This window comes from Duganella alba (assembly GCF_009674495.1).
Classification (GTDB): domain Bacteria; phylum Pseudomonadota; class Gammaproteobacteria; order Burkholderiales; family Burkholderiaceae_D; genus Rugamonas; species Rugamonas alba.
On record NZ_WKJN01000014.1, the window covers coordinates 1 to 13,967 of the forward strand.

The following is a 13,967-nucleotide window of genomic DNA, read 5'->3' on the forward strand; positions in this document are numbered from 1 at the left end:
GGCCGTTGAAGCCGCCGCGCCGGCCGAAGGCGGCGAGCGCGCCGAGCGCCAGCAGCGTCCACGCGGTCCGCGCCAGATGCGCGAACAGCGCGCGCTGCGTGAAGCCAGTATGCCGCGTCCGGAACCGGTCGCCGTGGTGGAAGGCGCTGCCGCGCCAGCGGAAGAGGGGGCTGCCGCAGCACCAGCCGTTGGCCGTGACGGCAAGCCGCGCCAGGAGCGTGGTCCGCGCAATGAACAGCGCAACGGCAAGCCGCAGCGCAACGGCAAGAACGGCAAACCACGCCAGGGCGGCCAGAACGCCGGTGGCGCCAAGGGTAACGATGCCGACGCCGCATTCTCTTACGTGACCTCGGATGCGTTCGACCGCGAAGACGGCAAGGGCCGCCAGCCGGCCAAGCCGGTGCGCCGCGACCTGACCTCGGACGACGACGCGCCGAAGCTGCACAAGGTGCTGGCCGAAGCCGGCCTGGGTTCGCGCCGCGACATGGAAGACCTGATCGTTGCCGGCCGCGTGTCGGTCAACGGCGAGCCGGCCCACATCGGCCAGCGCATCCTGCCGACCGATGCCGTGCGCATCAACGGCAAACTGATTCAGCGCCGCGTCAGCAAGAAGCCGCCGCGCGTGCTGGTGTACCACAAGCCGGCCGGCGAAATCGTCTCGATGGACGATCCGGAAGGCCGTCCATCGGTGTTCGACCGTCTGCCGACCATGAAGGCCGGCAAATGGCTGGCCGTCGGCCGCCTCGACTTCAACACCGAAGGCCTGCTGCTGTTTACCACCTCCGGTGACCTGGCCAACCGCCTGATGCACCCGCGCTATGGTATCGACCGTGAATACGCGGTGCGCACGCTGGGCGAGCTGGAAGAGGGCATGCGCCAGAAACTGCTGGCCGGCGTCGAGCTGGAAGACGGCGTGGCGCAGTTCTCCAAGATCGCCGACGGCGGCGGCGAGGGCATCAACAAGTGGTATCGCGTGATCATCGGCGAAGGCCGTAACCGCGAGGTGCGCCGCATGTTCGAGGCGATCGGCCTGACCGTGTCGCGCCTGATCCGTACCCGCTACGGCGCCATGACCCTGCCAAGCAGCCTGAAACGCGGCCGCTGGGAAGAGATGGAAGAAAACGCGGTGCGCGGCCTGATGGCGGCCTACGCGGTCGAGAAAAAAGGTAGCGGCGACGCGCCTGCGGCAGCGCCTGCCGCCGCCGCTCCGCGCGGCAAGGGCCAGGGCCAAGGTCAGCAACAGGCCAAGCCGGTACAGAACAAAGGTCCGGAAAAACGCGGCCGCAACGGTGGACGCGACCAGCAGGCGGAACGCGCCGACCGCCGTGACGATCGTGATTTCTACGATGACGACGAGGACGACGAAAACGAGCCGAACTTCAACCGTGCCGACACCAGCAACGCCAATGCGCTGCCGTTCGCCAAGCAACCGCGCGGCAATGGCCGTGGCCAGGGTGGCTTCGGCGGCAACGGTGGCGGCAATGGCGGCGGTCGCGGCGGCAAAGGCCGTCCGGGCGGCGCGCAAGGCGGCCAGGGGCAGACTTCCAGTCGTCCAGGCGGTCGTCCGCAAGGCATCGGCGCCTACGCCGGCGGCCGTCCGCTCGGCGAGGGTCCGGCGCCGCGCGCGCAGGGCCAGGGTGGCCGTCCGCAAGGCCAGGGCCAGGGACAAGGCGGCCAGCCTCGCGGCCAGCAGCCGAAGGGCCCGAGCCGTGGTCCGCGCCAGCCGGATCCGCTGCAAACCACGTTCGGTTTCGGCGCTGCCAGTGGCGCGCCGCGCCGTGGCCAGCCGCCGCGTGGTGGCGCCGCCGACCACGGCATGCCGCGTCGTCGCAAGGGTTAAGCAGATCACTTTCGCCTTGTTGTAAGTCTGCCATGCCGCCCGTGCGGCATTGCAGCGAAGTTCATATAAGGTTATAATATCCAGCCTAGTAGAAGTTCCAACTCGCGTAACTGCCCCGGGACTCTTCATCTGGCTAGGTGTTATAGAAAGATGGGCAGATGCCCATTTTTTTTTTGTTGAACCGTTTTAAACGGCCTGTTTTGCACCATGTAAACAGGCCTTGAACTGGAGAATTTCTTGCAGCTTCTGGATTTAATTGAAAAGACCGTTGTCGGTCTGGGCTATGAGCTGGTTGATGTCGAACGGGCCGAGCGTGGACTGCTGCGCGTGTTTATCGATTTCAGCGCGGAAGATGCCGAAGAAAAAGGCCTGATCACCGTGGAGGATTGCGCCACGGTCAGCCACCAGCTGTCGCACGTGCTGACGGTCGAGAACGTGAATTACGAGCGTCTCGAGATCTCGTCGCCGGGGCTGGACCGTCCGCTGCGCAAGCTGTCGGATTTTTCACGTTTTGTCGGCTGCGAGGTGGTCATCAAGCTGCGCGCGGCCATGCCGGGTACGAACAACCGGAAATCGTTCACGGGCATCCTGCTGGAGCCTGAAGGCGAGAAATTGTCGTTGGAATTTGAAAGCAAGGAAGGTCCGGCGCAGTTGGATTTTACGCTCGCCGATATGGATAAGGCACGCTTGGTGCCGCAGGTGGATTTTAAGGGACGCAAAGCATGAGTCGCGAAGTTTTGTTATTGGTAGACGCGCTGGCGCGTGAGAAGAACGTCGATAAAGATGTCGTTTTCGGCGCACTGGAGTTCGCGTTGGCGCAAGCCACGAAGAAACGTTATGAGGGTGAAGTGGACATCCGCGTTTCGATCGACCGCGAGTCGGGTGAGTTCGAATCCTTCCGCCGCTGGCACGTGGTGCCTGACGAAGCCGGCCTGCAACTGCCGGATCAGGAAATCCTGCACTTCGAAGCCAAGGAACAGATCGCCGATATCGAAGTGGACGACCACATCGAAGAGCCGATCGAGTCGGTCGAATTCGGCCGCCGCTTCGCCCAGGACACCAAGCAGGTCGTGCTGCAACGCGTCCGTGACGCCGAGCGCGAGCAGATCCTGGCTGACTTCCTGGAACGCGGCGACTCGCTGGTCACCGGCACCATCAAGCGCATGGAGCGCGGCGATGCCATCGTGGAATCGGGCAAGATCGAAGCCCGCCTGCCGCGCGACCAGATGATCCCGAAAGAGAATCTGCGTATCGGCGACCGCGTCCGTGCCTACATCCTGCGCGTCGACCGCAATATGCGCGGCCCGCAAGTGATTCTGTCGCGCACCGCGCCGGAATTCATCATGAAGCTGTTCGAGCTGGAAGTGCCGGAAATCGAACAAGGCATGCTGGAAATTAAATCGGCGGCGCGCGACGCCGGCGTGCGCGCCAAGATCGCCGTCTACACGGCCGACAAGCGCATCGACCCGATCGGCACCTGCGTCGGCATGCGCGGTTCGCGCGTGCAGGCCGTGACCGGCGAGCTGGGCGGCGAGCGCGTGGACATCGTGCTGTGGTCGGAAGATCCGGCCCAGTTCGTGATCGGCGCGCTGGCCCCGGCCAACGTGTCGTCGATCGTGGTCGATGAAGAAAAACACGCCATGGATGTGGTGGTGGATGAAGAAAACCTGGCGATCGCGATCGGCCGTTCCGGCCAGAACGTGCGCCTGGCTTCCGACCTGACCGGCTGGAAGATCAACATCATGACGGCCGAGGAATCGGCCGACAAGGCAGCCCAGGAAACCGCCGCGATCCGCGCGCTGTTCATGGAAAAACTGGACGTCGACCAGGAAGTGGCCGACATCCTGGTGGAAGAAGGCTTTGCCAGCCTGGAAGAAATCGCTTACGTGCCGATCTCCGAGATGCTGGAAATCGAATCGTTCGACGAAGATACCGTCAACGAACTGCGCACCCGCGCCCGTGACGCCCTGGTCACCGAAGCGATCGCTTCGGAAGAAGGCCTGGAAGGCATGGACGAGGCGCTGGTCGGTCTGGAAGGCATGGACCGCATCACCGCGGGCAAGCTGGGCCTGGCTGGTATCAAAACGGTAGAAGCTTTTGCCGGCCTGGCTTACGACGAATTTGGCGCCATCCTGGCGTTGTCGTCGGACCGTGCACGAGCACTGATTACGAGTGAATTTGAAGATGTGACCGACGATGAGATGAAGTTGGTCGACGCGAAATACGATGACCGCGCCAAAGGCCTGCAAGCCAAGGCGTGGAGTCTGACTGAATCCGCAAAGGCTTAATTTGAGTATCTTTATCATCTCCGCGACACATAGAAAAGAGGACTGAATGGCGAGTAACAACGTAGCCCAATTTGCCACCGAACTGAAGATGCCTGCAGACTTGCTGCTGACGCAGCTGCGTTCTGCCGGCGTCGACAAAAGTTCGGCGTCAGATCCATTGTCGAAAGAGGATAAGGATAAGCTGCTCGATCACCTGCGCCGTACCCACGGCGCCGGCGCTGAAGAGAAGAAGAAAATTACGCTGACGCGCAAGGAAACCACCGAGATCAAGCAGGCCGACGCCAATGGCAAGGCCCGCACGATCCAGGTGGCGGTCAAGAAAACCCGTACCTTCGTGCAGCGCGACGAACCGCTGACCACCACGCCTGCCGCACCGGCGGCGCCGGTGGTCGACGCGGCGGAAAACGCGCGCCGCGAAGAAGAGGCCCGTAAGCAGGCTGAACTGATCGCCCGTCAGGAAGCGGACCTGCGCGAGAAGCAGGAGCGCCTGGCCAAGCTGGAAGCGGACAAAGCCGCCCAGGAAAAAGCCAACGCCGAAGCCGAAGCCGCCGCCAAGAAGGAAGCCGAAGCCGAAGCCAAGGAAGAAGCCAAGAAAGCCGCCGCCGCCAAGGCCGCCGCCGCCGCGCCAGCCTCGGCCCCGGTCGCCGCACCTGCGGTCGATACCGCTGCGGAAGACGCGAAGAAAAAAGCGGCTGCCGACGAAGCCAAGAAGAAAACCGCCGCTGCCGCCAAGGAAGCCGCCGAGCAGGCTGCCGCCACCGAGCGCGCACGCCAGGCCGTGGCCGACGAAGTGGCCCAGATCAAGGCCATGATGAACGCGCCACGCCGCGCCATCAAGGCCCCTGAACCTGCGCCGGCGCCGGTCAAGCCGAAGGTTGCCGAAGGCACGCTGCACAAGCCGGCCACCAGCGCCACGGCCAAGCCGGGCGACAAGCCGGGCGACAAGAAACCCGCCGTTGCCGGCGCGGACAAGAAATCGATCAAGTCGGCCAATGTGTCGTCGACCTGGCAGGACGACGCGAAAAAACGCGGCGCGCCAGGCGGTGGCAACAAGGGCCGTGGTGCGGGCGCTGGCGCCGGCACCGGCCGCGACAGCTGGCGCGGTGGCAAGGGCGGCGGTCGCCGTCACCACCAGTCGGATGACCGCGAAAGCAATTTCCAGGCGCCGACCGAAGCCGTCGTCAAAGACGTGCACGTGCCGGAAACCATCACCGTGGCCGAACTGGCGCACAAGATGTCCGTCAAGGCGTCCGAGGTCATCAAGCAGCTGATGAAGCTGGGCCAGATGTGCACCATCAACCAGGTGCTGGACCAGGAAACCGCGATGATCGTGGTCGAGGAAATGGGCCACAAGGCCCACGCCGCCGAGATCGACGATCCAGAAGCGATCCTGGCCGACCAGGGCGAGCACGCGCACTTCGAAGCGACGCCGCGCGCGCCGGTGGTCACCGTCATGGGTCACGTCGACCACGGTAAAACCTCGCTGCTGGATTACATCCGTCGCGCCAAAGTGGCGTCCGGCGAAGCTGGCGGCATTACCCAGCACATCGGCGCCTACCACGTGGACACCCCGCGCGGCATGATCACCTTCCTGGATACGCCGGGTCATGAAGCCTTTACGGCGATGCGTGCCCGCGGTGCGAAAGCCACCGACATCGTGATCCTGGTGGTGGCAGCCGACGACGGCGTGATGCCGCAGACCAAGGAAGCGATCGCCCACGCGAAAGCGGCCGGCGTGCCGCTGGTGGTGGCGATCAACAAGATCGACAAACCGGGCGGCAATATCGACCGCGTGACGCAGGAACTGGTCGCCGAGAGTGTGGTGCCGGAAGAATACGGTGGCGAATCGCCATTCGTGCCGGTATCGGCCAAGACCGGCGAAGGCATCGACAACCTGCTGGAGCAAGTGCTGCTGCAAGCCGAGGTGCTGGAACTGAAAGCGCCGGTCGATGCACCGGCCCGCGGCCTGGTGGTTGAAGGCCGTCTGGATAAAGGTAAGGGTCCGGTTGCCACCGTGCTGGTGCAGTCGGGTACGCTGAAGCGCGGCGACGTGATTCTGGCGGGTTCGTCCTTCGGCCGCGTGCGCGCGATGCTGGACGAAAACGGCAAACCGATCACCGAAGCCGGCCCATCGATCCCGGTCGAAATCCAGGGTCTGACCGAAGTGCCGCAAGCCGGTGAAGAAGTCATGGTCATGGCCGACGAACGCAAGGCCCGCGAAATCGGTCTGTTCCGTCAAGGTAAGTTCCGCGACGTGAAACTGGCCAAGCAGCAAGCCGCGAAGCTGGAAAACATGTTCGGCCAGATGGCCGAAGGCGAAGTGAAAAACCTGCCGCTGATCATCAAGACCGACGTGCAGGGTTCGCAGGAAGCGCTGGTTGGCTCGCTGCAGAAACTGTCGACCTCGGAAGTGCGGGTACAGATCGTGCACGCGGCGGTCGGTGGCATCACCGAGTCGGACGTCAACCTGGCGGTGGCCTCGAAAGCGGTCATCATCGGCTTCAACGCCCGTGCCGACGCCCAGGCGCGCAAGCTGGCCGAGTCGAACGGTGTGGACATTCGCTACTACAACATCATTTACGATGCGATCGACGAGATCAAATCGGCGTTGTCGGGCATGCTGGCGCCAGAGAAGCGCGAGACCGTCATCGGTCAGGTCGAAGTACGCCAGGTTATCCTGGTGTCCAAGGTCGGCGCGGTTGCCGGCTGCCTGGTCACCGATGGCGTGGTCAAGCGTTCGTCCTCGGTACGCCTGCTGCGCAACAACATCGTGGTGTGGACCGGCGAAATCGACTCGCTCAAACGCTTCAAGGACGACGCCAAGGAAGTACGCGCCGGTCTGGAGTGCGGCCTGTCGCTGAAGAACTACAACGACATCCAGGTGGGCGACTCCCTGGAAGTGTTCGAAGTACAGGAAATCGCTCGTACCCTGTAATTTCGCGGGCACACAGCAGTATCTGGTAAAGTGGACGGGGGCATCAGCTCCCGTCCACTTGCCGTTTATGGAATCATCATGGCAAAACATAGTAAAAACATTCCCCAGCGCGGTCTGCGCGTGGCCGATCAGATCCAGAAAGACCTGTCCGAACTGATCGTTTTTGAACTCAAGGATCCGCGCGTCGGCATGATCACGCTGGCCGAGGTGCAGGTCACCCCGGACTACGCGCACGCCAAGATCTTCTTCACCATGCTGAAGGACGATGCGGAATCGGTGAAGAACACCCTGGCCGGCCTGCAGGCGGCGTCCGGCTACCTGCGCAATATGCTGGGCAAGCGCCTGCACATCCACACGCTGCCGCAGCTGCACTTCGTGCACGACACCTCGGCCGCGCGCGGCATGGCGATGTCGGCGCTGATCGACCAGGCCAACAGCACCCGTTCGCTGGATGACGTCGCCGACGACGGCGAAGCGTAATGAATCAGGCCCGTGTAAAACGCGTCCGCGATCTGGTGGACGGCGTGCTGCTGCTCGACAAGCCTGTGGGCTTTTCCAGCAATGACGCACTGATCAAGGCCAAGCGCGTGCTCAACGCCAAGAAGGCCGGCCACACCGGCACCCTCGATCCGTTCGCCACCGGCCTGCTGCCGCTGTGCTTCGGCGAGGCCACCAAGTTCTCGCAGGACTTGCTGGAAGCCGACAAGACCTACGAAACCACGGTGCACCTGGGGCAGACCACCGACACCGGCGACACCGAAGGCGAAGTGGTGGAAACGCGCGAGGTCAACGTCACGCTGGAACAGATCCACGCCGTGCTGGAAAAATTCCGCGGCCCGATCGCGCAGGTGCCGCCGATGTACTCGGCCTTGAAGCGCGACGGCAAGCCGCTGTACGAATACGCCCGCGCCGGCATCACGCTGGAACGCGAAGCGCGCAACGTCATCATCCACCAGCTGGAGCTGGTGTCGTATGAGGCGCCGTTCCTCAAGCTGACGGTGACGTGCAGCAAGGGCACCTATATCCGCGTGCTGGGCCAGGACATCGGCGAAGCGCTCGGTTGCGGCGCCCACCTGAACGCGCTGCGCCGCACGCAGGTCGGCGCGCTGACCACCGAGCACATGATCACGCTCGATGAACTGGTTGCGCACGAAGCACCGTTGAGCCTGTTGTCGCCGGTCGATGCGCTGCTGTCCAGTTTCCCGGCGGTGCAGCTGAACGCCGAGCTGGCCAAACGCTTCCTGAACGGCCAGCGCCTGGCGCTGGGCAAGGAAGCGGTCGCCGTGCCGGCCGAGCAGGGCAGGGTGCGCGTCTACCTCGACGACAAGCTGCTCGGCACCGCCCACCTCGGCGACTACAGCATCCTGGCGCCGGAACGATTAATCGCGTTTGTGGCGCAATAAAAGATAAAGTTGCGTCGCAACATGCTATACTAGCCGGCTTTACGTACCTCCTGTACGTACCCGCAGTTTTTCCCCAAGATAACGACCATGTCTACTACTAAACGCGCAATTCGCAATATTGCAATCATCGCCCACGTTGACCACGGTAAAACCACCCTGGTTGACCAACTGCTCCGCCAGTCCGGCACCTTCCGCGAAAACCAAGCGGTCGATACCCGTGTCATGGACTCGAACGACCTCGAAAAAGAGCGCGGCATTACGATTCTGTCGAAGAATTGCGCTGTTGAGTACGAAGGCACCCACATCAACATCGTCGACACCCCAGGCCACGCCGACTTCGGCGGCGAAGTGGAGCGTGTGCTGTCGATGGTGGATTCGGTTCTGCTGCTGGTGGATGCCCAGGAAGGCCCAATGCCACAGACCCGTTTCGTGACCCGCAAGGCGCTGGCCCTGGGCCTGAAGCCGATCGTGGTGGTCAACAAGGTCGACCGTCCGGGCGCGCGCGCCGACTGGGCGATCAACCAGACCTTCGAACTGTTCGACAAGCTGGGCGCCACCGATGAGCAGCTGGACTTCCCTATCGTCTACGCTTCGGGCCTGAACGGCTACGCCGGCCTGACGGAAGACGTGCGCTCGGGCGACATGAAGCCGCTGTTCGACGCCATCCTGGAACACGTGCCAGTGCGCGACGACAATCCGGACGGCCCGCTGCAGATGCAAATCACCTCGCTGGACTACTCGTCGTACGTCGGCAAGATCGGCATTGGCCGTATCAACCGCGGCCGCGTGAAAACCGGCCAGGACGTGATCGTCCTGAACGGTCCGGATTCGACCCCGATCAAGGGCCGCATCAACCAGGTGCTGAACTTCAAGGGCCTGGAGCGCGTGCTGGTGGACGACGCGGTTGCCGGCGACATCGTGCTGATCAACGGTATCGACGAAATCGGCATCGGCTCGACCGTGTGCGCACCGGACACCCCGGAAGCGCTGCCGATGCTGACCGTCGACGAGCCGACCCTGACCATGAACTTCATGGTCAACAACTCGCCGCTGGCTGGCCGCGAAGGCAAGTTCGTGACCTCGCGCCAGCTGCGCGACCGTCTGGACAAAGAACTGAAAGCCAACGTCGCGCTGCGCGTTGCACCAACCGACGACGACACCACCTTCGAAGTGTCGGGCCGCGGCGAGCTGCACCTGACCATTCTGATCGAAAACATGCGTCGTGAAGGTTTCGAGCTGGCCGTGTCGCGTCCACGCGTGGTGTTCAAGATGGTCGACGGCGTGCGCCACGAGCCGTTCGAGCAACTGTCGGTTGACGTGGAAGAAGCCAACCAGGGCGGCGTCATGGAAGAGCTGGGCCGTCGTCGTGGCGACCTGCAAAACATGGAATCGGACGGCAAAGGCCGTGTGCGCCTGGAATACCGTATTCCAGCACGTGGCCTGATCGGCTTCCAGGGCGAATTCATGACCCTGACCCGCGGTACCGGCCTGATGTCGCACGTGTTTGACGCTTACGCGCCAGTCGACAACAGCAAAGGCGAACTGGGCGGCCGTCGCAACGGCGTGCTGATCTCGCAGGACGACGGCGCCGCCGTGGCCTACGCGATCTGGAAACTGCAGGATCGCGGCCGTATGTTCGTGGTCCACAACGACCCGGTGTACGAAGGCATGATCATCGGTATCCACTCGCGCGACAACGACCTGGTGGTCAACCCGATCAAGGGCAAGCAGCTGACCAACGTGCGTTCGTCGGGTACCGACGAAGCCGTGCGCCTGGTGCCGCCGATCCAGATGTCGCTGGAATACGCCGTGGAATTCATCGACGACGACGAACTGGTGGAAATCACCCCGAAATCGATCCGTCTGCGCAAGCGCTTCCTGAAAGAGCACGAGCGTAAGAAAGCTTCGCGCGAAGCGTAAGCCACGCTCTGCCGCTGGATCAAGAAGCCGCCCTCGGGCGGCTTTTTTTCATTTGTTTCATTTGCCTTTTCCTTTTTACTGCGGTACTTTGGTGCGTGGCAACATAAACGCATTGGAGGATCACGGTGAGCGACGACAAGACGACCAACCCCTGGCTGAACTGGCCAGGCAATCCCCTCAACCTTGCCCAACAGGCAAGCGATTATTGGGTCGACGCAGTGCAGCGTTCGGTCCTGTTCATGGATGTGCTGCGCGAGCGCGGCAACGAACGCAACCACCGTGCCGAGCAAACCGCGCCGCACGTGCTGACCTTCAAATTCGAGGTCGTCATGGACGGCCGCCACCTGGAACGCCCCGTCAACTACGGCCTGCTGCACATCCTGCAGCCGGACGGCGTGCAGCCCGATCCCACCAAGCGTCCCTTCATCGTGTTCGATCCGCGCGCCGGCCACGGCCCCGGCATCGGCGGCATGAAGCACGACAGCGAAATCGGCGTGGTGCTGAAGGCCGGCCATCCATGCTACTTCGTCGGCTTCACGCCGCATCCGGTGCCGGGCCAGACCATCGAGGACGTGTGCCGCGCCGAGGCGCAGTTCATCGCCAGGGTGGCCGAGCTGCATCCGCAGGCCGACGGCAAGCCTGCGCTGATCGGCAACTGCCAGGCCGGCTGGCAGATCATGATGACCAGCGCGCTGAATCCCGACCTGGTCGGTCCGCTGGTGCTGGCCGGTGCGCCGCTGTCGTACTGGGCCGGCGTGCGCGGCAAGAATCCGCTGCGCTACCTCGGCGGCATCCTCGGCGGCACCTGGATGACGGCGTTGGCGGGCGACCTTGGCAATGGCATCTTCGACGGCGCGCAGCTGGTCGAGAATTTCGAGAAGATGAATCCGTCCAATACGCTGTGGAGCAAGAACTACAACGTCTATTCCAAGATCGACACCGAGGCGCAGCGCTTCCTCGACTTTGAAAAATGGTGGGGCAATCCGGTGCTGCTGAACGCCGGCGAGATGCAGTACATCGCCGATTCGCTGTTCGTCGGCAACCGCCTGAGCGACGCCGCGCTGCTCGACAGCGCCGGCCACCGCATCGACCTGCGCAACGTCAAGTCGCCGATCGTGGTGTTCTGCTCGTGGGGCGACGACATCACGCCGCCGCAGCAGGCGCTGGGCTGGGTGCTGGATTTGTACGAGGACGACGCGGCGCTGGTGTCCGGCGGCCAGACCATCATCTACTCCATGCACCAGAGCATCGGCCACCTCGGCATCTTCGTGTCCGCCTCGGTGGCCAACAAGGAGCACGAGGAATTCACCGCCGCCATGGACATGATCGACATCATGCCGCCGGGCCTGTACGAAGCGGTGTTCCTCGACAAGGACGAGGAAATGCTGCAAGCCGAAATCGCCGCCGGCGACCTGGCGGCCGGCGACTACGTGATGCGTTTCGAGCGCCGCAACCTCGACGCGCTGCGCGCGCTGGGCGGCAACGACGTGGCCGACGAGCGCCGCTTCGCCACCGTCGCGCGCGTGTCGGAAATCAACAAGGGTCTGTACCAGACCTTCGCCAGCCCGCTGGTGAAAAGCCTGGTGACGGACGCCAGCGCCGAGCACCTGCGCGAGGCGCATCCGCTGCGCATGCGCTACACGGCGTTCTCCAGCAAGAATCCGCTGATGGACCAGATCCCGGCGCTGGCCGAGAAGGTGCGCGCCGAACGCCGTCCGCTGGCCAAGGACAATGTGTTCCTGCAGATGCAGGAGGCGTGGTCGAAGCAGATCGTCGAGGCGCTCGACCGCTACCGCGATGCGCGCGACCAGGCCACGGAAAATATGTTCCTCGGCGTGTACGGTTCGCCGCTGCTGCAGGCGCTGGTGGGCCTGAGCACCGACGGCGGCAAGCCGCGCCGCATCGGCCGCGACATCGCGCGCGAGGCGGCCATCACCGCCAACCGCGCGGCGGCGGCGCTGAAGACCAAGGAGGGCGGCGTGACCGAGGCCATCATCCGCGGCCTGCTGTACATCTTCCGCAGCCCGGAGATGAGCGCGGCCGACGAGCGCGCCTTTGCCGCCATGCGCCAGCTGCGCCTGCGCACCTCGGACGACAAGGAAATGAGCGTCACGCTGCTGAAGAAGATCCTGCGCGAGCAGTATCTGATGTTGCAGGTGAACGAAGAGGCGGCGCTGGACGACCTGCCGCTACTGCTGCCGGACGAGCCGGAAGCGCGCACCACGGCGCTCGGCATCGTGCGCCAGGTCGCCGGCGCGACCGGCACGCTGACCGGCGAGGCGGCCGTGCGGCTGGAGCGCGTGGCCGCCATCTTCGGACCGCAAGCGCCCAAGCTGGCGGTGGTGCGCAAGAAGAAAGGCGAGAGCGCTTGAAAGCCTTGTCTGTTCGGGCCGGCTATCGCGCCGGCTTGAACAGCGCCTTGCCGGTGATGTCGGCGACGGTGGCGCAGCCGGCCATCGCCATGCAGATTTCCAGTTCCTCACGCAGCAGCTTGACCATGTGCGCGACGCCAAGCGCGCCGGCCACGCTGAGCGCGTACAGTTGCAGCCGGCCGACCGCCACCGCGTTGGCGCCCAGGGCCAGCGCCTTGAAGAGGTCGCTGCCGGACTGCACGCCGCCGTCGTACATCAGCGGGTAGTCCGGGCCGACCGCGGCGCGGATGGCGGGCAGCACGTCCAGTCCGGACGGCGCGCCGTCCAGGCTGCGGCCGCCGTGGTTGGAGACGGCGAGGCCGGTCACGCCGGCATCGCGCAAGGCGGCCGCGTCGTCCGGATGCAGCACGCCTTTCACCCACACCGGCAATCTGGTCTGGCTCATCACCCAATGGATATCGTCCCAGCCTGGCGCGCCGCGCATGGCGCCCTGGAAGAAGCGGCTGTCGCCCGGCCCGTTGCCGGCGTAGCGCGGCGCGATGTCGTAGCCGCGCAGGTTGACCGGGGCCACGTCCGGCGGCAGCTGGAACTGGGCCGCCAGCGCGCGGCGGTTGGCGACCTGGATCGGCGCATCGACCGTCAGCACGATGGCGCGGTAGCCGGCCGCTTCGGCGCGGCGCAGCAGGTCCAGCGTGTCCTCGCGGCGCGGCAGCAGGTATAGCTGGAACCAGCGGCGCGCGCCGCCGGCACTGGCGGTCTCTTCCAGTGTGTACGACGATTGGGTGCTGGCGATCATGCAGGTGTCGGTGGCGTCGGCTGCGCGCGCGGTGTCAATTTCGCCGTGGGCGTGCGCCAGCTTGTGGAACGCCACCGGCGCCAGCAACAGCGGATGCGCATGCTCCTCGCCCGCCAGCGTGATGCGCGTGTGGCCATGGCTGACATCGCGCAACAGGCGCGGGTAGAGCGCCCATTGCGCCAGCGCCGTCTGGTTGGCGGCCACGCTTTGCCCGTGGCCGCTGCCGCCGCTGATGTACGCATAATGCGCGGGCGGCATGAAATGCGGCGCCAGGGCGGCGTAGTCCTGGGCGTTGCGGATGTCGGCGGGGATGCTGTGGAGGGGCGGCGAAATGGTTGGGGCGGACATTTTTGATCGATGGCAGGCTGCGGAAATTCGAGTATAGCCCGCAGCCCGGTTTTTCCATCGTTAAG

9 protein-coding genes are annotated in these 13,967 nt (G+C 64.3%); 8 read left to right on the top strand and 1 reads right to left on the bottom strand.

Features of this window, described 5'->3' with window-relative positions; translation table 11 throughout:
• The 8 genes from rluB to GJ695_RS15260 all read left to right on the top strand — a co-directional run.
• Positions 1–1,840, top strand: a 1,840-nt coding sequence (rluB, locus tag GJ695_RS15225; RefSeq protein WP_154366121.1) for a 23S rRNA pseudouridine(2605) synthase RluB, incomplete at its 5' end; no start/stop codon positions are given.
• A gap of 237 nt (positions 1,841–2,077) precedes the next feature.
• Positions 2,078–2,566: a ribosome maturation factor RimP gene (gene rimP / locus GJ695_RS15230; RefSeq protein WP_154366123.1), complete on the top strand. Its 489-nt coding sequence runs from the start codon at positions 2,078–2,080 to the stop codon at positions 2,564–2,566.
• Positions 2,563–4,128, top strand: a complete 1,566-nt coding sequence (nusA, locus tag GJ695_RS15235) for a transcription termination factor NusA (protein ID WP_154358931.1) — start codon at positions 2,563–2,565, stop codon at positions 4,126–4,128. The genes rimP and nusA overlap by 4 nt, the downstream gene beginning before the upstream one ends.
• Positions 4,129–4,174: 46 nt before the next feature.
• On the top strand, positions 4,175–7,063 hold the full coding sequence (gene infB, locus GJ695_RS15240) for a translation initiation factor IF-2 (protein WP_154366125.1): 2,889 nt from the start codon (positions 4,175–4,177) through the stop codon (positions 7,061–7,063).
• A 78-nt stretch (positions 7,064–7,141) separates the two neighbouring features.
• Positions 7,142–7,543 (top strand): 30S ribosome-binding factor RbfA, encoded by a 402-nt coding sequence (rbfA, locus tag GJ695_RS15245; RefSeq protein WP_154366127.1) that lies wholly within the window; start codon positions 7,142–7,144, stop codon positions 7,541–7,543.
• On the top strand, positions 7,543–8,466 hold the full coding sequence (gene truB, locus GJ695_RS15250) for a tRNA pseudouridine(55) synthase TruB (RefSeq protein WP_154366130.1): 924 nt from the start codon (positions 7,543–7,545) through the stop codon (positions 8,464–8,466). Before rbfA ends, truB begins: the two co-directional genes overlap by 1 nt.
• 87 nt (positions 8,467–8,553) lie before the next feature.
• On the top strand, positions 8,554–10,386 hold the full coding sequence (gene typA / locus GJ695_RS15255) for a translational GTPase TypA (RefSeq protein WP_154366132.1): 1,833 nt from the start codon (positions 8,554–8,556) through the stop codon (positions 10,384–10,386).
• A gap of 125 nt (positions 10,387–10,511) precedes the next feature.
• Positions 10,512–12,758, top strand: coding sequence for a DUF3141 domain-containing protein (locus GJ695_RS15260; RefSeq protein ID WP_166455201.1), 2,247 nt, complete (start codon positions 10,512–10,514; stop codon positions 12,756–12,758).
• A gap of 22 nt (positions 12,759–12,780) precedes the next feature.
• Here the strand turns inward: GJ695_RS15260 and GJ695_RS15265 are convergent, their stop codons facing one another.
• Positions 12,781–13,902, bottom strand: a complete 1,122-nt coding sequence (locus GJ695_RS15265) for an alpha-hydroxy acid oxidase (protein WP_154366134.1) — start codon at positions 13,900–13,902, stop codon at positions 12,781–12,783.
• Positions 13,903–13,967 lie beyond the last annotated feature (65 nt).